Consider the following 26,746-nt stretch of genomic DNA (forward strand, 5'->3'; position numbering starts at 1 on the left):
TAAAATGTCAGTTCGTCGGAAGTCTTTCTTCCAACTACCCACATAATAACTGCTATCCTAACCAATGTCAACAGCATCTAAGGAAAAAAGTACCCTTTTTTCAAAGTTTTCCATAGGTTTTCAAATGAAAGGTCTTACAATAAAATAACAACGTTAAAGAACTGATGTGATTTTATACTTGATAAACCTTTATATACGAGCAGATGAACAGAAATCCTTTCAAAGCGAAACTCACACTTAATCAAGCTTCTTCGTTTGTCACAATCAACGAAAAAATGGAAACGGCGTTCCCGCAGGTTTCATGTATATAAAAAGACAGCCATTTAACAAACAGCTGCCTCTTTCTCTATGTTCCCCTATACTGGGAGAATTATTATTCACTCTAGCTCTCACGAAAAATGATCGGCTAAAATTTGCAGGATTCGCTGGCTTGCTTTCCCATCGCCGTATGGATTTTCTGCATGTGCCATGGCATTGTAAGCTTCTGGATCTTCTAGCAGTCGCTTTGTTTCTTGATAAACCGCAGCTTCAGACGTACCGATCAGTTTTAACGTACCTGCAGCAATGCCTTCTGGACGCTCTGTTGTATCTCGCAAGACCAAAACAGGAACGCCTAATGACGGCGCTTCTTCTTGGACACCACCGGAATCCGTCAAAATCAAGGTACTTTGATTCGCAACGTTATGAAAATCAATGACATCTAAAGGCTCAATCAACGTAACATTTGCTAGTTCCCCAAGAATCTCCTGAGCAATCCCTCGGACTTGGGGATTCTTGTGCATAGGGAAAACCACTTTGATCGTTGGCTTATCCTTTGCGATCTGTGCTAAAGCACGAAAGACCTGCTGCATCGGAGCACCTAAGTTTTCTCGACGATGCATTGTTAGTAGGATCATGGTTTGATCTGCTGCGGAAAGTTCTGGATGCTGGTATTCCTCCGAGATCGTATAACGCATCGCATCAATGGCGGTATTACCTGTTACATAAATCGCAGCCTCATTGCGGTTTTCAGCCAGCAGATTTTTTTTGCTTTGGGAAGTTGGCGCAAAGTAAAAATCAGCTAAGACATCGATCAACTGACGATTGGCTTCCTCTGGATAAGGAGATTTTTTGTTCCATGTGCGCAAACCGGCTTCCACATGACCCACAGGAATTTGCTGATAAAAGGCGGCCGTCGCGGCTGCATAAGCGGTGGTCGTATCGCCATGAACCAGCACGATATCAGGAGTTTCTTTTTGCAGGATCGGTTCTAGATCCAGTAAAACTTTGGTGGTGATCCCTGTCAAGGTTTGCCCTAAAGTCATAATATCCAGATCATAGTCTGGTGTGATCTCAAAAACCGTTAATACTTGATCCAACATTTCTCGATGCTGCGCCGTCACCACAACGATCGATTCAAAACGCGGGTCGTTTTCCAATTCCTTTACTAGTGGCGCCATTTTGATGGCTTCCGGTCTGGTACCGAACACTGACATCACTTTGATTGTCATTTGGTCACCCGCTCCTCTACTCTTCGTTGCTTCTATTATAACGAAGAAAACAGAAAAACAAAATGGTTCTTCTTACAAAAAAAGAAACGACTAATAGAAGGTCGCTTCTTTAGTATCCTGTTTAGATCGTATCTCCATTAAAAATCGAATTTTTCACGATTACGTAATCCACTTTACGAATCGATTCTAAATCTTTTCCACCTGCATAAGAGATCGATGACTGCAAGTCTTGCTGCATTTCAACTAACGTGTCTTTCAAAGAACCTTTGTATTGAATCCAAATTTTCTTTCCTTCCACGTTTTTCTTTTCACCTTTTTGAAATTCTGATGCAGAACCAAAGTATTCTTTCATCACAACGCCGTTTTCTACTTTCGTTTCACCAGGTGATTCTTCATGACCTGCAAACAATGAACCGATCATGACCATTGTTGCACCGAAACGGACAGATTTAGCGATATCGCCGTGTGTCCGAATGCCGCCATCTGCAATGATTGGTTTGCGAGCAGCTTTGGCACACCAGCGTAGTGCTGCTAACTGCCAGCCGCCAGTTCCGAAACCAGTTTTGATTTTTGTGATACACACTTTCCCAGGTCCAATGCCGACTTTCGTTGCATCTGCACCAGCGTTTTCCAATTCACGAACTGCTTCTGGTGTTCCAACATTTCCAGCGATCACAAACGTTGCTGGCAAATGCTTCTTGATGTGTTGGATCATATTGATCACGGCGTTTGAGTGGCCATGAGCAATATCGATCGTAATAAAATCAGGAACAATCTCTTTGTCAGCTAGTTCTTCCACAAAGGCATATTCATTTTCTTTGACACCTACGCTGATAGAAGCAATCAAGCCACGGCTTTTCATTTTTTTGATAAATGGAATCCGCGCTTCTTCATCAAAGCGGTGCATAATATAAAAATAGCCATTTTCAGCTAAAAATTCTGCGATCGAATCATCAATAATCGTTTGCATATTTGCAGGAACGACAGGCATCTTAAAAGAGTGTCCGCCTAATGTCACCGTGGTATCACATTCTGAACGGCTGTTCACGATACACTTGTTAGGAATCAGTTGTATATCTTCGTAATCAAAAACTTTCATGTCAAACATAAAAATATCCTCCAAATCTTACTAAGAGTGAAGCAAGCATCAAATGGCCTCAGCCTATTTTTAACGCCCACAACAATTTAAACCACCTAGAAGTGAAATACAAGCTTTTTAGAAATACTTTTTGAAAAAAAAGGATGAATGTTCGTCTTTTGCGAACATTCACCCTTATAAGTACTGAAAAAAACGGGATTTACTAATAAATTACGGCAAGATGTTTCCTGCTGCTTTATACACCTCATACCATTCATGGCGGGTCAATACGATCGAAGATGCTTGCGCGATTTCTTCGATCCGATGTGGGGTCATCGTTCCAGCAATCACTTGCATGTTTGCAGGGTGACGTAAGATCCACGCAGAAGCAATACCTGTCGGTGTCGTTTGATACTTGTCCGCTAGTTCAGTCAATTTTTCGTTCAACTCGGGGAATTTCTCGTTACCGATAAAGACACCTTCGAAGAAACCATACTGATACGGAGACCAAGCTTGGATCGTCATCTCATGCAAGCGAGAATATTCAAGAATTTCTCCATCATGATCGACACTACCAGCATCCGTCATGTTGACATGAATTCCTTGATCGATCATTCCCGTATGCATGATCCCGAATTGCAGCTGATTCGCTACTAAAGGTTGGGAAACATATTTTTTCAACAATTCGATTTGACCAGGTTTTTGATTGCTGACACCGAAGTATTTCACTTTGCCGTCTTTTTCTAATTGATCAAAGGCAGCTGCCACTTCTTCTGGTTCAAACAAAGTGTCAGGGCGATGCAATAGTAGCGCATCCAAATGATCGGTTTTCAAACGCTGTAAACTACCTTCCACGGAAGAAATGATATGCTCTTTCGAAAAATCAAACATTTCACCTGGAACGATGCCACATTTTGATTGAATGAACAACTCTTCTCTTTTGGCATCCGTTTTTGCTAACGCTTCCGCAAAAATCGTTTCACACTCTCCGCGCCCATAGATATCGGCATGGTCAAAAAAGGTAATGTCATTTTCAATCGCTGTCGTCAATACTTTCACTGGGTCTTTGGCATTGTTGATTCGCATCAAACCTAAAATCACGCTAGATACTTCTAAATCAGTGGGACCGAATTTAATTTTTTTCACGTAAAGTTCCTCCTTATTTAAACTACATTCTTATTTTAGCACAACAAGATGAAAACGCTACACCAACGTCAAAAAAACCTCCTATAAAATGAAAACCACCAGCACAACCGATTGGTTCTACTGGCAGTCATCCTTTACTTTCAATTTGCATTACGCATTGAAACGTTCTTTACTTCATCGCCTTTGATGAGTTGCTATAGTGTAAGGCTTTGTCACCAATGTCATTTCGATAAAACAAACCCGACAAAGGCAATTTATTGATTGCTTCATAGACGTTCTTTTGTGCAGTAGCTAAATCCTCAGCTGAAGCTTCCACAAGAAAAACACGACCACCAGCTGCCGTCAAATCGCCTTGATCAGCAGTCTCCTCCACTCCTGCATAAAAGAATTGTGTTCCTTCTCCTTGAGGAGATGGAACAGGCATTCCTTGCTGATACTTGCCAGGATATCCTTGCGATGCAATCACGACACCGATCGAAGCTGCTTGATTCCAGCGAATCGCGGGCTCTCGATCCTGCAAGAGATCATCAATGATCTGTGCCAGGCTACTATCTAAACGACTTAACACGACTTGCGTTTCTGGATCACCAAAACGAGCATTAAATTCAATGACTTTCGGTCCTTCATTAGTAGCAATCAGACCTGCATAAAGAATACCAGTAAATGGTGTCTGATTACGAATCATCCCTTTTGCTGCAGGAAGTAAAACTTCTTTGACCGCTTGATCGACCATTTCTTGCGGAATCTGCGGTACTGGTGTGTACGCCCCCATACCTCCTGTATTCGGCCCTAAATCGCCATCAAACGCACGTTTATGGTCTTGGGCAATGACCATTGGATAGACGGCTTCGTCCTTAACAAACGCCAAGAGCGAAAACTCTTCACCAGCCAAAAACTCTTCGATCACCACTTTTGCACCACTTTCACCGAAAGCATTTTGCTCCAGCATCGCTTCGACAGCTGCATTCGCCTCATCAACGGTTTCAGCAACAACTACGCCTTTGCCTGCCGCTAAGCCATCCGCTTTGATAACGATCGGTGCACCTTTAAGTTGGATATATGCTTTTGCTTGCGCACTATCTGTAAAGCTTTGATAGTCAGCTGTTGGAATGTGATTGGCACGCATCAATTCTTTGGCAAACTCTTTTGATCCTTCGATCATCGCTGCTTGTCGATTGGGACCAAAAATTTCCAAGCCCGCCGCCTGAAAATCATCTACGATGCCATTTAGTAATGGAACTTCTGGACCAACGAAGGTCCAATCAACCTCCTGCTCTTGAGCAAAAGCAATCAAACCTTCATGATCGGACTCTTCAATTGCGACTGTCACGATCCCGTCTTTTCGCATTCCAGGATTGCCCATTGCACAAAAGACTGTTTCAACTTGAGGGTCTTGCAGAAACTTTTTTGCGACGGCATGTTCTCTGCCACCACTACCAATAACAAGTATTTTCATCGTCTTCTCCTATTTCTTAGTGTTTAAAATGACGAACACCAGTAAAGACCATCGCCACACCGTACTTATCTGCCATGTCGATCGATTCTTGATCTTTGATACTACCACCAGGTTGAATAATCGCTTTGATTCCTTGTTGTGCTGCATATTCGACACTGTCATCCATCGGGAAAAAGGCATCGCTTGCCAGCACTGAACCAGCCAATTTATTGTTTTCACGGGCTTGTTCCACAGCGATTTTCACTGAACCAACGCGGTTCATTTGACCAGCACCGATCCCGACGGTTTGCTGTTGATTGGCTAAAACGATCGCATTGGACTTCACGTGTTTCACCGCTTTCCAAGCAAATGCCAAGGCTGCGATTTCTTCTGGTGTCGGCTGTCTTTTGGTCACCACGGTCCAATCTGCTGGTGACTCCATTTGATCGTCTGGTTCTTGCACCAATAAGCCCCCAAGGACAGAGACAACTTCTGGCTGTTTGGCTGCTTTTTCGAAATCAACAACCAGCAAGCGCAGATTTTTTTTCTTCGTTAGGATTTCAAGTGCTCCTTCTTCAAATGCAGGTGCAATAATGATCTCAAGAAAAATCCGCTGCAGCTGCTGCGCAGTTGCCACATCAACTGGACGATTTAAGACGATAATCCCGCCAAAAATCGACACTGGGTCTGCTTCGTAAGCTTCTTGGAAAGCTTCAGCAATCGTTTCTCCACTTCCGATTCCACATGGATTCATGTGCTTTAGGGCTACTGCAGTTGGCTCTGTAAATTCTTCTGCGATCCGTAAGGCAGCGTCAGCATCTTTAATGTTGTTGTAAGACAATTCTTTGCCGTGGATTTGTTTTGCGCTGGCAATCGAATAGGGTACGGGTAATGCGTCTTGATAGAAGGAAGCTTTCTGATGACTATTTTCACCATAACGCAATGTTTGTTTCAAAACATAGGTTTTCGTCAAGTTCTCCGTTTCTGTTTCAGCCACCGCTTTGGTCAAGTATTCACCAATCAAGGCATCGTAGGCTGCGGTATGGCGGAAGACTTTGGCAGCTAATTTCTTTCTTGATGCCAACGTCGTATTGCCTTCCTTCAGCTCAGTTAAAACCCAGTCGTAATCCTTGGGATCAACGACAACAGTTACTGAGGCATGGTTTTTCGCCGCAGAACGCAGCATGCTTGGTCCGCCGATGTCGATATTTTCGATTGCGTCGGCTTCTGTGACATCAGGCTTGCTGATCGTTTCTTTAAATGGATAAAGATTGACGACAACGAGGTCGATCGGTAAAATACCGTGCTCAGCCATTGCCTCCATATGAGAAGGCAGATCACGTCGCCCTAACAGACCACCATGCACCCGCGGATGTAGCGTTTTTACCCTACCGTCCATCATTTCAGGAAATTCTGTGATCGCTTCGATGCCGATCGGTTGAAGCCCTGCTTCCTCCAAGACGGTTTTGGTCCCGCCAGTTGAAATGATCTCAAATCCTAAATTGGTCAATTCTTGGACAAATGGTACCAGTCCTTCTTTGTCAGACACACTGATTAATGCACGTTTATTCACGATTTGATAGCCCCTTTTCCACAATTTCAGCTAAAACAGCTGGATAGATTTGGTGTTCCACTTGATGAATTTTCTCTGTCACACTTGTTAACGTATCGTCGGTGTCAATCCGAACGATTTCTTGGGCAATGATTGGCCCTGTATCAATGCCAGCATCGACATAATGAACCGTAACCCCCGTCACTTTCACGCCATAAGCGAAGGCATCGGCAATCCCAGATTTGCCTGGGAAGCTCGGCAACAACGAGGGATGGATATTGATGACTCTGCCTTCATAAGCGGATAATAGGGTGTTCCCGATGATCCGCATATACCCAGCTAAAACAATAAAATCGATGGCATGATACTGCAATTCTTCGATCAATTTCCTTTCAAAGGCTGCTTTTGACGCAAAAGCCGCTGGCTCCAAGACAAGCGTTTCATAGTCTCTTGCGCGGGCTTTTTCTATCACTGGCGCTGCAGGTTTATCGGAAAAGACCAATCCGATCTGCGCCCCTTTGATTTCATTAGCCTGGATCGCATCGGCGATCGCTGTAAAATTGCTGCCCGTTCCAGAAGCAAAGACGGCGATCCTCATCGGACTGCCTCTTTAAAGCAGACAGCTTCGTTGTCACGTTTCGTCACTTTACCGATCCGATACGCTGGTTCTTCATTGGCGGATAGAAGCGCCATTACTGCCGCAACATTTTCTGGCGCAACGGCTAAGACCATACCGATCCCCATGTTGAAAATCTCGAACATTTCTTGGTGAGGAATCGCGCCATGAGCAGCGATCAGATCAAATATCGGCAACTGCGGCCAAGTGTCTAAGGAGATTTCTGCCGCCAGACCTTCAGGCAGCATCCGCGGGATATTTTCAACAAAGCCGCCACCAGTGATATGAGAAATTCCAGCTAGCAATCCTTCTGTCAATAAAGGCTTCAATGCATCCACGTAAATTCTCGTTGGCGTCAATAAACTTTCTGCAAGTGTTTGGTTGTCAAGTTCTGCAAATGTTTCTGCTCCTGTATAGCCATGCTGTTCAAAAAAGACTTTTCTGACTAAAGAGTACCCATTCGAGTGAATGCCTGATGAAGGCAACCCAATCAGCTCATCGCCTTCTTTGATGGTTTCTCCAGTGATCAAGCGACTTTTTTCGACGATTCCTACGGCAAAGCCAGCAAGATCATATTCTTCTGGTTGGTACATTCCCGGCATTTCAGCGGTTTCCCCACCAATCAGGGCAGCACCCGCTTGCACACAGCCCTCTGCGACACCAGCAATGATTTGTTCGATCTTTGCAGGATCGTTTTTACCGACTGCAACATAGTCAAGGAAGTAGATAGGTTCTGCCCCTTGAGCGACGATATCATTCACGCACATTGCGACGCAATCAATGCCGATCGTTGTGTGCTGTTCTTGCTGGATCGCCAATAAAAGCTTAGTTCCTACACCATCTGTCCCAGAAACGAGTACTGGTTCTTTCAATTGGTACGATGATAAGTCAAAACAGCCACCAAAACCCCCGATTGCCCCCATCACGCCTAGACGTTCTGTTCGTTTCACATGCTTTTTGATCCGTTCGACTACTTCATAACCGGCTTCGACATCGACACCGGCTTTTGCATATGCATTTGCCACGTTCGTTCCTCCTCAATCATTCATCCGCTTTTCTTCATTCAGCTCATTCGTCGTTAACGCAAGTAAACCAGCGGTCCTTCACTGCTTCGTTTGAAAAACCATTTTTGCCTACAATTTATTCAGCTAAAGACGCGAGATAGTTTTCTTCATAATCATACAAAGGGGTTGGATAATCGCCATTGAAATAGGCCATACACAATCCTGAGTAAGGTGCGTCAAAATCTAAACCGATCGCTTCGATCAACCCGTCTTCACTTAAAAAGGCCAAAGAATCTGCTTCGATTTTTTCACAAATCTCAGCTTCCGTATATTTGGCTGCGATCAATTCTTTTCTCGTTTGAATGTCGATCCCGTAAAAACACGGATAGCGCAAAGGCGGCGAACCGATACGTACATGAACTTCTTTGGCACCTGCTTCTTTTAGCAGTTGCACGATACGGCGGCTGGTGGTTCCTCGGACGATCGAATCGTCGACTAGAATCACTCGTTTGCCTTCGACTACGCCACGAACAGCTGAGAGCTTCATCCGTACACCTTGTTCCCTTAACTCCTGCGTCGGTTGAATAAACGTTCGTGCGATGTATTGATTTTTTACTAAGCCTAATTCATAGGGAATACCTGAAGCTTCTGCATACCCGCTGGCAGCAGATAAGGATGAATTCGGTACACCAATGACCATATCCGCTTCGATCGGCGCCTCTTGTGCTAAGCGACGGCCCATATTTTTACGGGCACGATGGACGTTGACGCCAGCGATGTTGGAATCAGGACGGGCAAAATAGATAAACTCCATCGAACATATCGCGGGTTGTACTTCTTGGGTATACTGTTCAATTTGAATGCCTGCATCATCAATGATCACGACTTCGCCTGGTCGGACATCACGAATAAATTCCGCACCGATGACTTCCAACGCACAGGTTTCTGAAGCCACCACATAAGCACCATTGACCATTTTCCCGATTGACAATGGCCGAAAGCCATTGGGGTCTAGTGCTGCGATCATGGCATTTTCGGTCAGTAAAAGGTACGCAAATCCACCTTTAACTTGATTTAATGCCTCCTTGACCCGATCCATAAAAAGCGGTTCTTCGCTGCGACGGATCAAGTGCATGAGAATCTCTGTATCGGAATTCGAGTGGAAAATCGCACCAGCCTTTTCTAAGGATTTCCGTAGACTTTTCGCATTCGTCAAGTTGCCGTTATGAGCTAAGCCAATCTGCTGATCAAAAAATTTGAATAAAAATGGTTGAATATTATCAACGCTACCATTACCAGCAGTTGCGTAACGAACGTGACCAATGGCAGCATCTCCTGTCAGACGCTGGAGGACACGTTCATCCGAAAAGACTTCCGCTAGCAACCCTAAATCACGGTGGCCATTGAGTTTCCCCGCATCATTCGTGACAATCCCTGCACCTTCTTGGCCGCGATGTTGCAAACTGTGTAGTCCGAAGTAGGTGACACGAGCGGCATCTGGATGACCCCAAACACCAAAAACCCCACATTCCTCGTTGAGGCTCTTTACTTCATTAAACATGGAATGGCTTCCTCCCATTTCAATTTCGCCTCAGTAAGGGGCATCTCGATCGTATCATCTTGTGCTTGCATGCGAATCTGGCCATCAGCAGTCACTTCCCCGATCGCTGTTGCAGCAGCGCCTACCAGCGCTTCAAAAGCTGCTTGCTTATCAGGTGCGACTGAAAGCACAAATCGGGATTGGGTTTCTGAAAACAATTGTGCTGCTGGCAATGACACGGTCACATTTAGACCAAAGCCCTTGTCAAAAGCGGATTCGGCTAAAGCGATCGCTAAACCACCTTCGGCACAATCGTGGGCACTTTGAACAAGACCTGCTTGGATCGCTGCGGTAACCAATTGTTGGTTCATTTTTTCTGTTTCAAGGTCAAAGGACATTAAACGCCCAGCGATCTTTCCTGTCTGCAGTTTTTGCAATTCAGACCCATTGAAGTCAGCATGGGTTTCCCCTAGGACATAGATCGCATCCCCCGCTGCTTGGAAATGCTGCGTCGTGATATGCGCCAGCTCTTCGATCAATCCGACCATCCCAATTACTGGCGTTGGATAGACCGATTGTCCGTCCGTTTCATTGTATAAGGAGACGTTCCCAGAAATGACTGGTGTCTCTAGCACACGACAAGCTTCTGAGATCCCGTCAGCAGCCGTGGATAACTCCCAGAATCCTTCTGGTTTATCTGGCGAGCCGAAGTTAAGGCAGTCAGTGATCGCCAATGGACGCCCACCGGAAGCGACGATATTTCGAGCAGCTTCTGCAACTGCGATCTGTCCGCCGACTTCTGGATCTAAGTACAGGTAACGAGCATTACAGTCAGTCGTCATCGCCAAGGCTTTATTGGTTCCCTTGATTCGTAACACAGCGGCATCACTGCCGGGTCCTACCACGGTATTGGTACGAACTTGCGAATCGTAGGTTTCAAAAATCGAGCGTTTTGAAGCGATCGTCGGCTGCTGCAGTAGATCGGCAAATACAGACGTTGCTGAGTGAATCACTGGAACAAAGTCTGGTGTTTCCTTAAACACTTTGATCCGTTTCGGTTCTGCCATCTCTTTGTAGTAAGTCGGCGCATCTTCAGCTAAAGCATCTACTGGCAAATTAGCGACTTCCTGTCCGTGATGGAACAAACGATAGTTGCCATCATCTGTTACTTCACCGATCACGACGGCTTCTAGATCATATTTCTTAAAGAGTGCTTCCACTTCAGTTTCATGTCCTTTTTTGACACAGATCAGCATCCGCTCTTGGGATTCTGACAACATCATTTCATAAGGTGTCATATTGGTTTCTCGTTGTGGAACATCGTCTAACGTTAAGCGCAACCCTGATCCGGCTTTTGATGCCATCTCGGCACTAGAAGAAACCAATCCAGCAGCACCCATATCTTGAATTCCGACTAAAATGTCCGAATGATCCACGATCAATTCCAAACAAGCTTCCAACAAAAGTTTTTCCATAAAAGGATCACCGACTTGTACGGCGGAACGTTGTTGTTCTTCTCCTTCGACAAATTCTTCCGATGCAAAAGTCGCCCCGTGTATCCCGTCGCGTCCTGTTTTTGCGCCGACATACATGATGGTGTTTCCAACACCTTTAGCCTGCCCTTTTTGAATATCCTTGTGGGCAATAATCCCTACACACATCGCATTGACTAATGGATTGCCTTCATAACAAGGATCAAATGCCACTTCACCACCGACGGTCGGAATCCCAATACAGTTGCCATAGCCACTGATCCCAGCAACGACTTCTTCCAAAAGATATTTCGTTCTTGGATTATCTAACTCACCAAATCGTAAGGAGTCTAAAACAGCAATCGGTCTTGCACCCATACTGAAGATGTCGCGGATGATCCCACCAACACCAGTTGCTGCTCCTTCATAAGGTTCCACCGCAGAAGGATGATTATGGCTTTCCGCTTTAAAAACGACGGCTAGATCATCGCCGATATCCACGATACCCGCACCTTCTCCAGGCCCTTGCAGTACTTGCGGCCCTTCTGTCGGGAATTTCCGCAAAACAGGTTTGGAATTTTTGTAAGAACAATGTTCACTCCACATCACTGAAAAGAGTCCAGTTTCGGTATAGTTCGGTAAACGTCCCAAAATATCTTCTGAGATCATCCGATATTCTTCTTGGGTCAATCCCCATTGCTCGTATAATTTCGTGTCTTTGATTTCTTGTGGTGTAGGTTCTTTTACGATCATTTTATCCATTTACCGGCACCTTCCCAAAATTTTTCAATAATGAAGCAAAAAACTTCTTGCCATCTTCTGAGCCTAATAAGCTTTCCATCGCTCGTTCTGGATGAGGCATCATGCCTAGAACATTGCCAGCTTTATTACAGATACCAGCGATGTTGTGTAGGCTGCCGTTGACGTTATCTTCATAACGGAAAACGATTTGATTGTTGGCAACCAATTCCTGATAAGTCGTTTCATCACAATAATAATTGCCCTCACCATGAGCGACAGGAAGCGTAATGACTTGATCCGTTTCATATTCAGAAGTAAAAGCTGTTTGATTATTCACTTGCAGACGGACCGGTTTGCAAATAAAATGGAGTGATTCATTTCTTTGTAAAACCCCTGGTAACAAGCCCGCTTCCGTTAAAATTTGAAACCCATTGCAGGTACCAAAGACAGGTTTGCCTTCATTTGCCAGACGAATGACCTCTGACATGATCGTTGAAAAACGGGCGATCGCTCCACATCTTAAGTAATCACCATAAGAAAATCCTCCTGGAAGCAAAACACCGTCAAAACCAGCTAAGCTGTCTGCATCATGGCGCACATATACTGCTTCTGCCCCCATGATATCTTTGATTGCCCACATCAAATCAACATCACAATTTGATCCAGGAAAAACGATCACTGCAAATTTCATAGGGCCGCTTCCTCCATTTGAACCATTTCATAACGGTAGGTTTCCATATTGACGTTCGCCAAAAGCTTGTCGCAGATCGCTTCGATCTCTTCTGCTACAGCTGCTTGTGTTTGATTGTTGGAAGGTGTCACTTTGATTTCAAAGTATTTCCCGATCCGAATATCACTGACATCTTGATACCCCAAGCGATGAACGGCTCCTTTCACAGCTTCTCCTTGAGGGTCTAAAACAGATTCCTTATAGGTTACATAAACTTTGACTAAATACATGCTGAATTCTCCTTTTCTAAACGATTTAAGACTTCTTCATAAACAGGAACGATGTCCCCTAAATCACGTCGATAGACATCTTTATCAAGATGCTCATTTGTCCCCATATCCCATAAACGACAAGTATCTGGTGAAATCTCATCAGCCAGGAGCAACTCGCCCTTCTTGGTTTTGCCGATCTCGATTTTAAAATCGATCAAGCGAATGTTGATGTTCGCAAAGATTTCCAGTAACGCAGCATTGACTTTCAGCGCCAATGTTTTGATCTGGTCCAGCTCCTCTTCTGAGGCAAGCCCTAGATAAAACACATGATCATCATTGATAAACGGATCATCCAAGCGATCTTCTTTGTAGTAAAACTCTACGATCGGCTTTGGCAGTTTGGTTCCTTCTTCGATGCCCAAGCGCTTTGAAAAACTACCAGCAGCCGTGTTGCGAACAACGACTTCTAAAGGAATCATGGTGACAGCTCGAATTAATTGTTCGTGTTTAGACACTAATTGAAGAAAGTGACTTGGGACATTTTTGTCGGCTAGCCGCTGAAAAAGATGCGCAGTGATCTGATTGTTCAAGGCACCCTTTCCTACAACGGCATCTTTCTTTTGACCATTCAATGCAGTAGCTTGATCCAAATAAACGACTCTCAATACATCCTCTTCGTTGGTTTTAAACAATTTCTTGGCTTTTCCTTCATAAAGAAGCACTTCTGATTCCATAATCCACCTCAGTTAAGTAATATTTTTCACATAGCGATGACACACATCTTTATTTGCTTATTATTCTAACAACGCAGAAAAAGCGGGTCAACGATTATCTGTACATTTACATATTAATAAACACGAATGTTCGCTTTTTACCCAGTTGATTGAAAGTAGATTCCTCTTTAGAAGCAGCGAAGGATTTATAAAGCGTTTACAATATTCTTTTTTCATGCTATATTTAGGTCGTATTGTAGCTACATTCAAGGAGGAGTACTATATGTGGTCGCTAAAGAATCGTGCTGAACTTTTTTTAGCTCATTTATCAGACAAAGAAAAACAACAGCTCCATAACGAATTATTGGCCGTGCAGCAAATCCTTTCCATCAACCAACAAACAAGTTTCTATTTATTCAGTCCCTTCAAAAAAGGGGCGCGCCCTCATTATGCCGAAGAACAAAAGCGTGTTCTACAATTTCAAAATGAGCGCAATGACGAATTGATCATTCATCAAATCCATCGCCAAAGCTTATTTAAACATACGTATTCTTTTCGGATTTATTTTAATTTAGAAGAAATGGACTTTTCTTTCTTGGATGATCTTTTGCATCTTTTGAAGGAACAAAGCCAGACACCAACGTTTAAATTGAGTCCAGCGGCAAATTGACTGAGTATCCTTCGATAAAAAAAGGTAAAATAAACAAAAGCCCGTAATTTATCGGGCTTTTTTTGTTATACTATTTTCAGACAACAGAAAGGATACGATCATGCTATTTACGAAACAATCATTTGATGCTTTTTCTTTAGAAACGTTAGACGAACGAATGGAAAAAATCCGTGCCGAGATTCAGCCGATTTTTCAAACGATCGGTGAGGCAGCGATCCCATTAATTGAAGAAAGCTGCCAAGAGCCTTTTTATTTGCATATTGCTCAGCACCGGCGCAGAACCGTCTACCCTCCTGCCGAAACCTGGGCAGGGATCGGTCCGAACAAACGAGGCTATAAAATGGATGCCCACTTTCAAATTGGGATCAATCAAGCGTATGTCTTTGTTTGGCTCAGCGTGATCGATCAACCGAAAAATCAGGCAACGATCGCTGAATCCTGGTTGGCCCAAAAAGAATTATTCGATCGATTACCAGCTGACTTTACACTTTCTCCTGATCACACAAAATACGACCACCACCCTATCGCCATGTGGCCAACCTATCTGGAACGATTGAAGAAAGTCAAAAAAAGCGAGCTTCAAATTGGAAAGATTTTTCCGAAAGAAATGATCGAAGACGTTGAGATGGCGGATATTTTAGCAGTTTATCAAACGCTGTTGCCGCTTTATCATGCCCGTATGACGGCTTTGAAGGAGGAACAATAATATGTCAGAAAATCGGCGCTCTCGCAACGAAAAGCCAGCGAAAAAGCCCAAGCGCTTCGTCTGGTTGGCACTTCCTGCCGCCTTATTGGTACTAGGCGGCGGCTATTATGGTTATACCGTCTATCAGGATCGGCAAGAAGAAGCCGCTGCTAAAAAAGCCCTCACTTCCTTTATCGACGCTTTGGCCGATCAGAAGTACAGTGACTTGCCTGCCTTCGTGTCTGAAGACAGTTTAGCATCAACCGGCTTTACCGCAGACGAAGTCTCTGCAAAATACGAAGCGATCTTCACTGGTATCGGTGCTGAATCATTTAAAGCCTCTGGGATTGAGGTAACTCCTAATGACAAGGATTCCGATCAATTCAATTTCCAATACAACGGTTCCTTGACCACCTCGTTAGGTGAATTAACCGAGCTTTCTTATAGCGGCACGATCACTGTAGCTGATAACGAAGCCAAGATCGATTGGTCCCCTCAGTTGATCTTTCCAGGAATGGAGGGACAAGACAAAGTCAGTATTTCCGTAGATAATGCCACTCGCGGAGAGATTCTCGACCGAAACAACGAACCACTAGCAGAAAATGGCACGCTTTATCAGTTAGGCGTCGTTCCGGGGCAACTGGGCACGGGAGACGAAAAAAACGCCAATATCAAAGCGATCGCGGAACGTTTCGACCTGACAGAAGAAGCCATCGAGCAAGCGTTGGGGCAATCTTGGGTTCAAGATGAGTTGTTCGTCCCCTTGAAGATCATCGAACCAACGGATGAGATGCCAACTGGAACAAGTTTAAAAGAAACGACTGGACGCACTTACCCACTTGGGGAAGCTGCCGCTCAACTGATTGGTTACTTAGGAAATGTAACAGCGGAAGATATCGAAAAAGATGAAACACTAGCAAGCAACGGACAAATTGGTCGTAGTGGTCTGGAAGCTGCCTTCGATAAAGAGTTGCGAGGAGAAAACGGCGGAAAAATCGCCATCACAGATGAAGATGGTGCTGAGAAAGCCGTCCTGTTAGAAAAAGAGCGCGCAGATGGCAAGGATATCCAATTGACTATTGATGCCCAAGCCCAAAAGACGGCGTTTGACTCCTTACAAAACCAAGCAGGAGCAACGGTCGTTACCGAACCCAAAACTGGCGATCTGTTGGTACTTGCCAGCTCGCCAAGTTATGATCCCAATAAAATGACCCAAGGGATCTCACAAGAAGATTATGATGCGTATGAACAAAATGAAGACCTGCCTTTCATCAGCCGCTTTGCTACGGCCTATGCACCTGGTTCGACCTTTAAGGCCATCACTGGTGCGATCGGCTTGGAAAATGACACGATCGATCCTACGCAGAGTATCGCAATCGATGGATTGAAATGGCAAAAAGATAGCTCGTGGGGCGACTACTTTGTGACGAGAGTTACTGATGTAGCTTCTGTGAATCTCAAGGATGCACTGGTATACTCTGATAACATTTATATGGCGCAACAAACTTTATCTATGGGCGAAGATGCCTTTCGTGACGGCTTGTCGAAGTTGATTTTTGGTGAAACATTGGATTTACCGATCGCGATGAATCCTGCTCAAATTTCAAATGAAGACTCCTTCAATTCGGACATTTTACTGGCAGATACCGGCTATGGCCAAGGAGAATTGCTATTGAATCCAATCCAGCAAGCGGCTATTTACTCCGTCTTTGCCAATCAAGGGAAGCTGGTCTATCCCCGTTTAGTGAAAGAGGCAGAGCAAAAAGACAAAGAAGTCTTTAAAGCAGAAACGATCGATCAAATCAATCAAGATTTGACCGCCGTTGTTTCCGATCCAAACGGAACTGCACATTCCTTGGCAGCATTAAACATTCCATTGGCTGCTAAGACAGGAACAGCTGAAATCAAAGAAAAGCAAGATGAAAAAGGCCAGGAAAACAGTTTCTTATTTGCCTTTGATTCGCAAGACCAAGGATTTCTGATGGTCTCCATGCTAGAAGATCGCCAGGAAAACCAATCAGCAACTGGTTTAGCACCTGAGCTATTGACCTACTTAGCTGAACATTATTAAAAAAAAAGCCGCAACCTTCAGACTGATATGCTCCCCCTATATAGGACACTGAAATATAAAGTGGCTTATATAGGGGGAGTTTGTATGTCTAGAGGAAAAATGAAATTAAGTTCAGAAGAACGGCTAGCTTTTGTAGAAAGAGCTTTAAAAAATGAAGCTAGCATAAACAGCCTGGCCAAAGAAGCACAAGTAAGTTTCAGTACGATAGAAAGGTGGATCACTCTTTATGAGAATGAAGGACCCACAGGTTTACTCCCTACAAAAAGGAATCAATCATACTCAACAGAGTTGAAACTGAATGCGGTCCATGATTATTTAGCTGGAACACATGGTAGCTTAAGAGCTGTCGCCAAGAAATACGGGCTTCGTAACAAAAAACAATTAGAAGACTGGTTAAAGATATATAATACTCATAGAAACTTCAAATCAGAAAGTGGTGGAAGTAGAATGAGTAAATCCAGAAAAACAACATTGAATGAACGAATTAAAATTGTGCATGACTGTATTATCAACGGTCGAGACTATGGGAAAACCGCAATTCAGTACCAAGTCTCTTACCAAAAAGTTCGGAACTGGGTGTTGAAATACGACGAGATGGGAGAAAAAGGCTTAGAAGACCGTCGAGGGCAACGAGCGGGAAGTAAACCTGCCAGAACACCCGAAGAAGAAATGCGCGATAAACTGGCTCAACAAGAACGACGGATCAAGTTGCTTGAAATGGAAAATGACCTGTTAAAAAAAGTCAGCGAGTTAGAAAGGAGGCGGGATTTGAATTAGTTCGTCATACGTTTGAATACCAATCGATCAAAGAGCTGCACGAGACAAAAAGCTATCCAATTAACACCATGTGTACCCTGCTCCATGTCACAAGATCGGCCTATTATCGTTGGTTAAAAAATCCCAAACTGCCTGAAGTGGTATTGAATGAACAGTTGGCAGACCTTGTTCGTTATATTTATGAAGCAGACAACGATAAAGGATATCGCAGAATCTGTGAAGATCTCGTGAATGATTATGGCTTTCAAGTGAATGACAAGCGTATTCTTCGAATCTGTCGCAAACTTCAAATCCAATCAACCATCAAGCATTCAGGCAATAGTATCACTAAGGCATCCAAGACTCCGTATCATATTGCGAAAAATTATTTGAATCGAAAGTTCTATGCGGATCAACCGAATCAAAAATGGCTAACAGATGTGAGTGAATTCAAGTATTATGAAGGGGCCGAAGTGAAGAAAATCTATTTGAGCGCTATTCTCGATCTCGCCGATCGTCGCATTGTTTCATTTGTCATCAGCGACAAAAATGACAATAAATTAGTCTTTGATACCTTCGATCAAGCAGTCGCCGCCGAGCCAACCGCTCATCCGCTATTTCATAGCGATCGCGGATTTCAATATACAAGTAAAGTTTTTTGCACAAAGCTAAAGAAAGCGAAAATGAAGCAGAGTATGTCTCGTGTCGCCCGTTGTACCGATAATGGTCCAATGGAAGGCTTCTGGGGAATGCTTAAGCGAGAAAAATATTATCGGCGAAAGTTTATCAGTAGAGAAAGTCTCGTTGAAATGATCGAGAAATACATGAACTATTACAACAATGGTCGCTATCAACGATGTTTGAAGAGCAAAACACCGATCCAAGTTCATCAAGAATTATTAATGGCAGCTTAATCACTCCCCCTCTTGGACAAGCGAATAGAATAAATCCGCTTAACCAAGAAGGAGGCCAGTCGAGCAAAGTTGAGGTTAAACAAAGTAAAAAACATAAAAACTGCCTACCGAATTTCGGTAGACAGTCGTCAAAATAATTTTATTCTATTTCATTGTCCACTTGACGGGGAGCCCAGCAGACAAGGATCTGAAGGTTGCGGCTTTTTTCTTATTCGGCTAAACCGACACGTTCAAAGATCGTGTCGACTTGTTTTAAGTGATGGTTGTAATCAAACGCATCGTCTAAGTCTGCTTTGGACAACACATCCGTAATGGCTGGATCATCTTCTAATAGTGGACGGAAATCCGTTTGCTCATCCCAAGCTTGCGCTGTTTTTGGCTGAACCAAGTCATAGGCTTGCTCTCTTGTCATACCGTGATCGATCAATTTCAACATCACTCGTTGGCTGTAGATCAATCCAAAGGTCGCATTCATATTGCGCTTCATATTCTCTGGGAAAACAGTCAGATTTTTGACGATATTGCCAAAGCGATTCAGCATATAATCGATCAAAATCGTCGTATCCGGAATAATGATCCGTTCTGCCGATGAATGTGAGATATCCCGTTCATGCCACAGTGAGACATTTTCATAAGCTGTCACCATATGGCCGCGAACGACTCGTGCAAGTCCCGCCATATTTTCAGAACCGATTGGGTTACGCTTATGGGGCATGGCAGAAGAACCTTTTTGACCTTTTGCGAAGAATTCTTCAACTTCTCGGGTTTCTGATTTTTGTAAGCCCCGGATTTCAGTGGCAAATTTCTCAATGCTAGTTGCGATCAACGCCATTGCAGAGAAATACTCTGCATGCAAGTCACGAGGTAGTACTTGTGTGGAAATATCTTGCGCACGAATCCCTAATTTTTCACAGACATACTCTTCGACAAACGGTGGAATATTTGCAAAGGTTCCAACTGCTCCGCTGATCTTTCCTGCTTCGACCCCTTTTGCTGCCCGCTCAAAACGCTCGGCATTGCGTTTCATTTCCGCATACCATAAGGCTAATTTCAAGCCAAAGGTCGTTGGTTCCGCATGTACACCATGGGTACGTCCCATCATTACGGTATGTTTGTATTCTTTGGCTTTTTCACCAATGATCGTCACAAAACGATTTAAATCTTCCCGAATCAAGTCGTTGGCTTGTTTCATCAAGTAGCCATACGCAGTATCAACAACATCCGTCGACGTCAAGCCGTAGTGGACCCATTTACTTTCATCACCTAAAGATTCAGAGACTGCTCGGGTAAAAGCAACCACATCATGTCGCGTTTGCGCTTCGATCTCTAAGATACGGTCGATATCAAAGGTTGCTTTTTCACGAATCAAAGCAACATCCTCTTTCGGTATCTCCCCTAGTTCCGCCCAAGCTTCATCCGCCAATATTTCTACTTCTAACCACGCTTGGTAACGGTTTTGATCGGTCCAAATAGCACCCATTTCTGGTCTTGTGTAACGCTCTAACATGTTATTATCTCCTTTAATCCCAAATATTGGTTTGATAGATTTCTTCAGTGGTCTCTGCGATATCTTCTGTCAAAACAGTGATATGACCCATTTTACGCCCGGTTTTCGCTTCTTCTTTGCCATAGTAATGGAATTGCCAAGCAGGTTTTGTGGCAATCAGCTCATACGTTTCTGTCAATTCATCGCCTAAGACATTGACCATGACTGCTGGTGAAAGCAATGACACTTCTGGTAATGGCCAGCCACAGATCCCCCGGATATGGGCATCAAACTGACTCATGGAACAAGCTTCGATCGAATAGTGACCAGAATTATGCGGTCGCGGTGCCAACTCATTGACATACAAGCCGCCACTTTTAGTCAAGAACATTTCGATGGCTAAAACGCCTTGCAGATCCAAGGCCTTCGCAATAATATGAGCGATCCGTTTTGCTTCTTCGGCAACTTCTGGATCAATGCGCGCAGGAGCGATCGTTTGATGCAAAATATTGTTGCGGTGGATGTTTTCTACCACTGGGAAAGTGGTAAAGGTTTCTCCATTACCAGCAACTAAAATCGACAATTCTTTTTCAAAAGGAATCCACGCTTCTAATTCGCACGTCCCTTCACGCAGTAAGTTCATCGAAGGCGCTAAGTCCGCGGTACTGTATAACACGTGCTGCCCTTTTCCGTCATAACCGCCTCTAGTCGTTTTTAACACACAGGGATAACCGATACTGTCGATGGCATCTTGGATATCCGTTGGACTGATGATCGTGGCATAAGGTGCAATTACGATATTGTTAGCCTCTAGAAATGACTTTTCTAATAAACGGTCTTGAGTGATTGCTAACAGGTCAGTCCCTTGAGGGATATGGGAATAAGGCAAAATGGAATTCAAAGCCTCGACACTGACATTTTCGAATTCATAGGTGATCACGTCGGCACGTCGAGCCATTTCTTCTAAAGCAAACACATCATCGTAGGCAGCAACAATATGCCAATCAGCGACTTGGGCTGTTGGACAATTGGCAGTAGGGTCTAAGACGCCAACCCGAAAGCCCATTTCTTTGGCACTCATTGCCATCATACGACCTAGCTGTCCTCCGCCAACGATTCCGATCGTTGCGTTGGGCATTAAAGGTTTAATCAAGTTGATCACTACTTTCCAATACAATTTCTTTTAATGTATTTCTTCGCGCGTTTAATTTCTCCGCTATCTCTAAATCATACATGGAAAGCATCTGCGCTGCAAGTAGTCCTGCGTTAGTTGCGCCAGCTTTTCCGATCGCTGTTGTTGCCACTGGTACACCAGCTGGCATCTGCACGATCGATAGTAGGGAATCCAACCCGTTTAATGCGCGAGATTGTACAGGCACACCAATGACGGGCAACGTTGTTTTCGCTGCGACCATTCCTGGCAAATGAGCTGCTCCCCCTGCTCCTGCGACAATGACTTTGATTCCTTCTGCACGAGCAGTTTCGGCAAATTCGAACATCAAATCTGGTGTACGATGTGCCGAAACGACTTTTTTCTGATAAGGTATCGCTAACTCATCTAAAATCAAGCAGCACTCCTTCATTGTTTCCCAATCTGACTTGCTCCCCATAATCACTGCAACTGCTGGTTTCATTTGATTTTCCCTCCAACGATTTTTTACTAGTTTCTTCTGAAACAAGCTCAGAAGTATTTTCTCACGAAATTAGTTTGTTAGCAGCAGTTTGTCACTGCGACCCAACGCCCTTTGCATAGCACGTTATGACTAACAATCACTTTCCCCTTTAAATAGTAACGAGTTGCCGGAGCAATGTCAAAATATTTTCGAACTATTTGCTAGTTTAACTTTGTATCGTTCGTTTTTATGGCTAAGAAAACCATTCAGTCTTTCTGTTTGGCAGGAAAAAGACAAATAAAGGAACAATACAAAAAATCCAGACGAATCCTCGTCTGGATCAAATCAACTTACTGTTGCAAGCTCAATTCCGTCACTTCGTCTGTTTCTTTCGGCAATCCGTTGAAGAACAGATTCAAAACAATGGCTGTCAAACTACTCATGACGATCCCATTGCCTGTAAACATTTGGACGGTTTCAGGCATCTGACTGAATAAGGTTGGCATCATATTGAACCCTAAACCAAAACCGATCGATACCGCAATCACTAACAAGTTCTTGTCATTCATAAAATCAACTTTGCTCAGCATTCGCATCCCTTGAACAGCGACCATGCCAAACATCACTAACATGCCGCCTCCCAGTACTGCTTCTGGAATGATTTGCGCAATGGCACCGACTTTTGGAAACAGCCCTAATACGATCAAAAAGATAGCTGAAAAGAAAATCGGGCGTCGCGTCTTAATACCTGAAAGTTGAACCAAACCTACATTTTGTGAAAATCCAGTATAAGGAAATGTATTGAATATCCCCCCAAGGATCACCGCCAAGCCTTCCGCACGATAGCCGCGCTTTAAGTCATTGCCTGTAATCGGTTTTTCAGTAATATCTCCCAGCGCAAAATAAACACCAGTGGACTCTACCAGACTCACGATGGAAATAATGATCATCAAAACGATCGACCACAGATCAAAGGTTGGTAAGCCAAAATAAAAAGGCTGAGGCAAATGAAACACAGGCGCGTGGGCGATGGCAGAAAGATCCACCAATCCTAAGAGCGCTGCTAAAATGGTCCCACCGATCAAACCGATCAAAACGGCAATCGAGCGAATAAAGCCTTTCCCAAAGACCTGCACCCCAATGATCAAGGCAATCGTCACAAAGCCTAACAATAAATTCGTTGGATCACCAAAGTTAGCAGCTGCAGCATCGCCCCCACCGATTTTAGTGATGGCGACTGGAATCAAGGTCAAGCCGATGACGGTAATCACGGTTCCCGTCACCAATGGGGGAAACAAGACTTTGATTTTCGAAAAAATGCCAGCGATCAGAACAATGAAAATCCCAGCGGCAATGATCGCTCCGTAAATCGCACTGATCCCTGATTTGGCGCCAATCAAAATCAATGGGGAGACAGCTTGGATGGCACAGCCTAAAACGACTGGTAGGCCGATCCCGAAAAAGCGGGTAACAACTAGTTGCAAAAGCGTAGCGATTCCGCACATGAAAATATCGATCGAGATCAAATACGTCATCTGAGCTTCATTGAAGCCCAGACCTGTTCCAATCAACAAAGGAACGGCAACAGCTCCTGCATACATCGCTAGTAAATGTTGCAAGCCTAAAACTGCTGAACGGCTATTCGTTTCTTTCATTAGGCATCTCCTTCTAAAAAGCTGACTTGTCCCTCAGACAATGAGGCGATCCGTGCTAGTGAAACAACAGGAATCCCCATTTCTTCAAGTAATTGTCGACCACTTTGGAATGATTTTTCAATCACGATACCGATACCGACGACGTTGGCTCCTGCTTGTTGGCACAGTTCGATCAAGCCTTTTGCTGCTTGTCCGTTTGCTAAAAAATCATCAATAATCAAGACTGTATCCTCTGAAGACAAAAATTTCTTGGAAATCGATACTTGGCTGGTCACTTGCTTGGTAAAGGAATAGACAGATGCAGTCAGCAGCTCTTCATCCATTGTCAAACTCTTTGCTTTACGGGCAAAGATCATTGGTACTTGTAACTGTTCTGCAGTATAAAGGGCTGGTGCGATCCCTGAAGCTTCGATGGTCACTACTTTTGTGATGCCGCTTCCTTGAAACCGTTCCGCGAAGACTGCACCGATTTCTTTCATCAACTCATAATCCACTTGGTGGGTCAAAAATTGGTCCACTTTAAGAACCCCTTCGCCCAGCACATTTCCGTGTGTTTTGATACGCTCAACTAATTTTTCCATCCTAGCTCTCCTCGTTCCTTTCTATTCCATCCTGAAAAAAAAGACACTCTTTTTGCCAAAGCAAAAAAAGTGTCTAACAGGCACGATTTTTACTTATAGTCCGATATTTACGGTATCGGGTAGAGACTGTCGACCATATTTCGACGATATACAAGTAATTTTTAAATGATAGATTCGATTATGCCTGTCTTTGATTAAAAACACAAGCATGGAATGCCCTTTATAAATAAAAATATTCTCATTTGTGGATCATTTCCTACTCTGGCTTCTCCATATCGCGATAGTGTTCCATCTTTTTACTGAAAAGCTCCCCATTGGACGGCGGCGTGTAGGTGATGGCATTCGCGCCTGCTTCAATCGTTTCTAAGATGCTTTCATCGGTTGGTCCACCGGTTGCGATGATCGGCAGCTTCGGATATTTTTTACGGAAGAAAGCCACGGTATCTGCTGTGTCCTTGCCCGCACTGATATTGATGACTTTCACACCAGCTTCAAGCTTGGCATCAATTTCGGTATACTTACTCGTTACGGTACTGATAACGGGAATATCTACAACTTTACAGACCTGCTCCACAGTTTTCAGTGGCGTTGGTCCGTTTAAGACGACCCCGATCGACCCTTGGGCTTCAGCAAACATGCTCATATAAGACGAGCGAAATCCTTGGGTCAAGCCCCCGCCGACACCAGAAAACACTGGAATGTCCGCTGCTTCGATGATTGCTTTCGTAATTGCTGGGTGTGGTGTAAAGGGATAGACCGCAATCACAGCATCCGCATTTGTATTACGGATGATCGCAATATCCGTTGTGAAAATAATGGAGCGGATTTGTTTTCCAAATATTTGAATACCGCTAGCCTCTCGAATAACTTTAGGCACTTTCACGATATCTTTACGCAAATCGGTGGTGATTTTTGGCATATATTTTTCTTCCATAAGCAGCCAACTCTCTTTTCTTATTGATCAAATCGATTCAATTGGTAGGTTTCAATTACTTGAATGATTTTGCTGGCATAATCCGGATCCGTTGCATACCCTGCATCTTGTAATGCTTGTGCGGCACTGCGGTAGTCGTTTGCTGTCAAGACATTTACATAAAGTGCAGGATTCCAATCCACACCATTTACAAACAACATCGTATGATCATCCATTGATTCTTCCCAAGTATCATAGACACGAAAATCTCCTTGAATCGTGACCCATTCTCCATTATAAAACTCTTGGGTATCTAATGTCACCTTTTTTGAATGGCCAAACGACTTAATTCCAAATAAATTATTGTATTCACTGGCTAGAGAACTTTGACCCCAATCTGATTCAAGGATTGCCTGTCCAATAATGATACTTGGTAAAATCCCGTAGCCCTTTTGCAGTTCTTGTGCGTAAGGAGCGATGCGATCAATAAATTCTTCATGGGAGATGGCTTCCGTGTTTGTTTCTTCCTCTTTTGGAAGGGGGTCTGCCAAACTATTCAAGGAAAAAATAAAAGCAATCCCAATCAAGAATAACCCTAGAAAGACTAATGGGAAACGAGTCTTCTGTTTTTTTCGTCTTGCGCTCATTTTTTCACTTCCTTTGTCTGACTAAACACATTTTCAGAAAACAAATTGCCTCCATTCAGCAACAACTCATCTTGTGTAAGCTCACTGCTTTCTTGACTTTTAGCAAGAGACCCCTCATAGATCCAGTCCTCTGCCAAAGGATCTTCCCATTCGTGAGAGGACAGTTCTGCTTCTTTTCGAGCGATGTGTTCTTTTGCTTCTTCCAGAAACTCTTCAAAGGTCAACTCCTGCTCCTCAATGTAGGTTGCCACTTCGACCCCTACATATCGTAGATGCCAAGGCTCATAATCGATTTGCGTAATAGCATGTTTTCCTTTCGGGTAACGGATGATAAACCCATACTCCCTTGCATGAGCTTGTAGCCATTTTCCACCCTCAGTATCACCGAACCCCTCATTGAGCAGTTCTCCTGTATGATTTTGATACCAATCCTGATCCACAACATCAACAGCAAGCCCAGTATGGTGTTCGCTATAGCCAGGCTCAGTAAAGGTCAGTTTCGTGATCCGAATTGCTTCTTCTTTTGTATGACCTTGACTCATCAGGGTGTTGACATTGGCATTGAATATCTCCTCTTGATACGCGACTGAACGGTAGGCAGAGACCATCACCAAAGGATGTCCTGCAGCTCTTGCGGCATCTGCCAGCTTTTCATAAGCTGAAACGATGCGTTGATCGACGAGATAGCCATTCGACAATTTCCCTAAATCTTTTTGGGCAATTTCGCTTTTGATTTTATTGTTTGGGCCTACCAAAACCAATGACCAATCATCCAATGAGACAGTTGGAAAATCCTCTTCGTTCACTTCATCACTAGCACTTGCTTGTTCTTGTGACTCTTGCGTGTTCCCATTTGGCTCTTTTTCATTTGTTTCTGTTGTTTCACCCGTTGATGCTTGATCTGTTGAACGAGCGATACTTGCACTCTTTGTTGGGGTGACTGCGGTCACTCGGTTCACTTGAATGGTTAAAAGAACCAGAAACAAGAAGCCCGCCGCCGCAGCCATTCCATAATACTTTTTCAAA

At 43.9% G+C, this 26,746-nt stretch carries 25 protein-coding genes and 1 riboswitch; of the genes, 5 read left to right on the forward strand and 20 right to left on the reverse strand.

All coding sequences use genetic code 11. From position 1 onward, the window contains the following. Positions 1–389: 389 nt before the first annotated feature. From wecB to purC, 12 genes are all read right to left on the reverse strand, one after another. On the reverse strand, positions 390–1,490 hold the full coding sequence (wecB, locus tag IGI72_RS10190; RefSeq protein ID WP_438754051.1) for a non-hydrolyzing UDP-N-acetylglucosamine 2-epimerase: 1,101 nt from the start codon (positions 1,488–1,490) through the stop codon (positions 390–392). 121 nt (positions 1,491–1,611) lie between these two features. Next, on the reverse strand, positions 1,612–2,589 hold the full coding sequence (guaC, locus tag IGI72_RS10195; RefSeq protein WP_438755088.1) for a GMP reductase: 978 nt from the start codon (positions 2,587–2,589) through the stop codon (positions 1,612–1,614). A gap of 210 nt (positions 2,590–2,799) precedes the next feature. Beyond that, positions 2,800–3,714 carry an aldo/keto reductase gene (locus tag IGI72_RS10200; RefSeq protein ID WP_016611032.1) on the reverse strand — a complete coding sequence of 305 codons (915 nt, stop codon included), beginning with the start codon at positions 3,712–3,714 and terminating at the stop codon, positions 2,800–2,802. 169 nt (positions 3,715–3,883) lie between these two features. After that, positions 3,884–5,170: a phosphoribosylamine--glycine ligase gene (gene purD, locus IGI72_RS10205; RefSeq protein WP_438754053.1), complete on the reverse strand. Its 1,287-nt coding sequence runs from the start codon at positions 5,168–5,170 to the stop codon at positions 3,884–3,886. Between the two features lie 16 nt (positions 5,171–5,186). After that, on the reverse strand, positions 5,187–6,722 hold the full coding sequence (gene purH, locus IGI72_RS10210) for a bifunctional phosphoribosylaminoimidazolecarboxamide formyltransferase/IMP cyclohydrolase (RefSeq protein ID WP_015509884.1): 1,536 nt from the start codon (positions 6,720–6,722) through the stop codon (positions 5,187–5,189). Beyond that, complete coding sequence (gene purN / locus IGI72_RS10215) at positions 6,715–7,299, reverse strand: phosphoribosylglycinamide formyltransferase (protein WP_010749592.1); 585 nt, start codon at positions 7,297–7,299, stop codon at positions 6,715–6,717. The genes purH and purN overlap by 8 nt, the downstream gene beginning before the upstream one ends. Then, entirely contained in the window at positions 7,296–8,342 is a 1,047-nt protein-coding gene (purM, locus tag IGI72_RS10220; RefSeq protein WP_010749591.1) for a phosphoribosylformylglycinamidine cyclo-ligase, read from the reverse strand. The genes purN and purM overlap by 4 nt, the downstream gene beginning before the upstream one ends. A gap of 115 nt (positions 8,343–8,457) precedes the next feature. Next, on the reverse strand, positions 8,458–9,882 hold the full coding sequence (gene purF, locus IGI72_RS10225; protein ID WP_010749590.1) for an amidophosphoribosyltransferase: 1,425 nt from the start codon (positions 9,880–9,882) through the stop codon (positions 8,458–8,460). Further along, entirely contained in the window at positions 9,867–12,095 is a 2,229-nt protein-coding gene (gene purL / locus IGI72_RS10230; RefSeq protein ID WP_205821321.1) for a phosphoribosylformylglycinamidine synthase subunit PurL, read from the reverse strand. The genes purF and purL overlap by 16 nt, the downstream gene beginning before the upstream one ends. Further along, positions 12,088–12,765 (reverse strand): phosphoribosylformylglycinamidine synthase subunit PurQ, encoded by a 678-nt coding sequence (purQ, locus tag IGI72_RS10235; protein WP_438754056.1) that lies wholly within the window; start codon positions 12,763–12,765, stop codon positions 12,088–12,090. Before purQ ends, purL begins: the two co-directional genes overlap by 8 nt. Then, positions 12,762–13,034: a phosphoribosylformylglycinamidine synthase subunit PurS gene (gene purS / locus IGI72_RS10240; RefSeq protein WP_010749587.1), complete on the reverse strand. Its 273-nt coding sequence runs from the start codon at positions 13,032–13,034 to the stop codon at positions 12,762–12,764. Before purS ends, purQ begins: the two co-directional genes overlap by 4 nt. Next, positions 13,025–13,750, reverse strand: coding sequence for a phosphoribosylaminoimidazolesuccinocarboxamide synthase (purC, locus tag IGI72_RS10245; RefSeq protein WP_438754057.1), 726 nt, complete (start codon positions 13,748–13,750; stop codon positions 13,025–13,027). Before purC ends, purS begins: the two co-directional genes overlap by 10 nt. 214 nt (positions 13,751–13,964) lie before the next feature. On the opposite strand from purC, the gene IGI72_RS10250 reads away from it, so the two are divergent. From IGI72_RS10250 to IGI72_RS10270, 5 genes are all read left to right on the forward strand, one after another. Then, positions 13,965–14,399 carry a hypothetical protein gene (locus IGI72_RS10250; RefSeq protein WP_016611022.1) on the forward strand — a complete coding sequence of 145 codons (435 nt, stop codon included), beginning with the start codon at positions 13,965–13,967 and terminating at the stop codon, positions 14,397–14,399. A gap of 100 nt (positions 14,400–14,499) precedes the next feature. Further along, positions 14,500–15,105: a DUF1054 domain-containing protein gene (locus tag IGI72_RS10255; RefSeq protein ID WP_438754059.1), complete on the forward strand. Its 606-nt coding sequence runs from the start codon at positions 14,500–14,502 to the stop codon at positions 15,103–15,105. A 1-nt stretch (position 15,106) separates the two neighbouring features. Next, positions 15,107–17,155 (forward strand): penicillin-binding protein PBP4(5), encoded by a 2,049-nt coding sequence (pbp4, locus tag IGI72_RS10260; RefSeq protein WP_438754061.1) that lies wholly within the window; start codon positions 15,107–15,109, stop codon positions 17,153–17,155. Between the two features lie 84 nt (positions 17,156–17,239). Then, complete coding sequence (locus IGI72_RS10265; protein ID WP_438753124.1) at positions 17,240–17,932, forward strand: transposase; 693 nt, start codon at positions 17,240–17,242, stop codon at positions 17,930–17,932. 35 nt (positions 17,933–17,967) lie between these two features. After that, a complete protein-coding gene (locus IGI72_RS10270) occupies positions 17,968–18,825 on the forward strand; it encodes an IS3 family transposase (RefSeq protein ID WP_240457400.1) in 858 nt (285 codons plus the stop codon). Positions 18,826–19,033: 208 nt separating this feature from the next. On the opposite strand, the gene purB is transcribed toward IGI72_RS10270, so the two are convergent. The 8 genes from purB to IGI72_RS10310 all read right to left on the reverse strand — a co-directional run bounded on the left by purB (position 19,034) and on the right by IGI72_RS10310 (position 26,727). Next, positions 19,034–20,332: an adenylosuccinate lyase gene (gene purB, locus IGI72_RS10275; RefSeq protein ID WP_438754063.1), complete on the reverse strand. Its 1,299-nt coding sequence runs from the start codon at positions 20,330–20,332 to the stop codon at positions 19,034–19,036. A 13-nt stretch (positions 20,333–20,345) separates the two neighbouring features. Next, positions 20,346–21,473 (reverse strand): 5-(carboxyamino)imidazole ribonucleotide synthase, encoded by a 1,128-nt coding sequence (gene purK, locus IGI72_RS10280; RefSeq protein WP_015509893.1) that lies wholly within the window; start codon positions 21,471–21,473, stop codon positions 20,346–20,348. Continuing rightward, complete coding sequence (purE, locus tag IGI72_RS10285; protein ID WP_010749580.1) at positions 21,457–21,945, reverse strand: 5-(carboxyamino)imidazole ribonucleotide mutase; 489 nt, start codon at positions 21,943–21,945, stop codon at positions 21,457–21,459. The genes purK and purE overlap by 17 nt, the downstream gene beginning before the upstream one ends. A gap of 329 nt (positions 21,946–22,274) precedes the next feature. Next, positions 22,275–23,579, reverse strand: coding sequence for a nucleobase:cation symporter-2 family protein (locus tag IGI72_RS10290; RefSeq protein ID WP_438754065.1), 1,305 nt, complete (start codon positions 23,577–23,579; stop codon positions 22,275–22,277). Continuing rightward, positions 23,579–24,160 (reverse strand): xanthine phosphoribosyltransferase, encoded by a 582-nt coding sequence (locus IGI72_RS10295; RefSeq protein WP_010749578.1) that lies wholly within the window; start codon positions 24,158–24,160, stop codon positions 23,579–23,581. The genes IGI72_RS10290 and IGI72_RS10295 overlap by 1 nt, the downstream gene beginning before the upstream one ends. 76 nt (positions 24,161–24,236) lie before the next feature. Beyond that, positions 24,237–24,334, reverse strand: a riboswitch (purine riboswitch). 82 nt (positions 24,335–24,416) lie between these two features. Continuing rightward, positions 24,417–25,094, reverse strand: coding sequence for a hypothetical protein (locus tag IGI72_RS10300; RefSeq protein WP_010749577.1), 678 nt, complete (start codon positions 25,092–25,094; stop codon positions 24,417–24,419). A 20-nt stretch (positions 25,095–25,114) separates the two neighbouring features. Then, positions 25,115–25,720, reverse strand: a complete 606-nt coding sequence (locus IGI72_RS10305; protein ID WP_005229997.1) for a glycoside hydrolase family 73 protein — start codon at positions 25,718–25,720, stop codon at positions 25,115–25,117. Next, complete coding sequence (locus tag IGI72_RS10310) at positions 25,717–26,727, reverse strand: M15 family metallopeptidase (RefSeq protein WP_438755091.1); 1,011 nt, start codon at positions 26,725–26,727, stop codon at positions 25,717–25,719. Before IGI72_RS10310 ends, IGI72_RS10305 begins: the two co-directional genes overlap by 4 nt. Positions 26,728–26,746 lie beyond the last annotated feature (19 nt).

This window comes from Enterococcus sp. DIV1059_2 (assembly GCF_051713685.1).
GTDB lineage: Bacteria > Bacillota > Bacilli > Lactobacillales > Enterococcaceae > Enterococcus_D > Enterococcus_D casseliflavus.

Coding starts and splice junctions, on each gene's coding strand:
- wecB (WP_438754051.1), bottom strand. CDS start 1,490: ATGACAATCAAAGTGATGTCAGTGTTCGGTACCAGACCGGAAGCCATC.
- guaC (WP_438755088.1), bottom strand. CDS start 2,589: ATGAAAGTTTTTGATTACGAAGATATACAACTGATTCCTAACAAGTGT.
- purD (WP_438754053.1), bottom strand. CDS start 5,170: ATGAAAATACTTGTTATTGGTAGTGGTGGCAGAGAACATGCCGTCGCA.
- purN (WP_010749592.1), bottom strand. CDS start 7,299: ATGAGGATCGCCGTCTTTGCTTCTGGAACGGGCAGCAATTTTACAGCG.
- purF (WP_010749590.1), bottom strand. CDS start 9,882: ATGTTTAATGAAGTAAAGAGCCTCAACGAGGAATGTGGGGTTTTTGGT.
- purL (WP_205821321.1), bottom strand. CDS start 12,095: ATGGATAAAATGATCGTAAAAGAACCTACACCACAAGAAATCAAAGAC.
- purQ (WP_438754056.1), bottom strand. CDS start 12,765: ATGAAATTTGCAGTGATCGTTTTTCCTGGATCAAATTGTGATGTTGAT.
- purS (WP_010749587.1), bottom strand. CDS start 13,034: ATGTATTTAGTCAAAGTTTATGTAACCTATAAGGAATCTGTTTTAGAC.
- purC (WP_438754057.1), bottom strand. CDS start 13,750: ATGGAATCAGAAGTGCTTCTTTATGAAGGAAAAGCCAAGAAATTGTTT.
- IGI72_RS10250 (WP_016611022.1), top strand. CDS start 13,965: ATGCTATATTTAGGTCGTATTGTAGCTACATTCAAGGAGGAGTACTAT.
- IGI72_RS10255 (WP_438754059.1), top strand. CDS start 14,500: ATGCTATTTACGAAACAATCATTTGATGCTTTTTCTTTAGAAACGTTA.
- pbp4 (WP_438754061.1), top strand. CDS start 15,107: ATGTCAGAAAATCGGCGCTCTCGCAACGAAAAGCCAGCGAAAAAGCCC.
- IGI72_RS10265 (WP_438753124.1), top strand. CDS start 17,240: ATGTCTAGAGGAAAAATGAAATTAAGTTCAGAAGAACGGCTAGCTTTT.
- purB (WP_438754063.1), bottom strand. CDS start 20,332: ATGTTAGAGCGTTACACAAGACCAGAAATGGGTGCTATTTGGACCGAT.
- purE (WP_010749580.1), bottom strand. CDS start 21,945: ATGAAACCAGCAGTTGCAGTGATTATGGGGAGCAAGTCAGATTGGGAA.
- IGI72_RS10290 (WP_438754065.1), bottom strand. CDS start 23,579: ATGAAAGAAACGAATAGCCGTTCAGCAGTTTTAGGCTTGCAACATTTA.
- IGI72_RS10295 (WP_010749578.1), bottom strand. CDS start 24,160: ATGGAAAAATTAGTTGAGCGTATCAAAACACACGGAAATGTGCTGGGC.
- IGI72_RS10300 (WP_010749577.1), bottom strand. CDS start 25,094: ATGGAAGAAAAATATATGCCAAAAATCACCACCGATTTGCGTAAAGAT.
- IGI72_RS10305 (WP_005229997.1), bottom strand. CDS start 25,720: ATGAGCGCAAGACGAAAAAAACAGAAGACTCGTTTCCCATTAGTCTTT.
- IGI72_RS10310 (WP_438755091.1), bottom strand. CDS start 26,727: ATGGCTGCGGCGGCGGGCTTCTTGTTTCTGGTTCTTTTAACCATTCAA.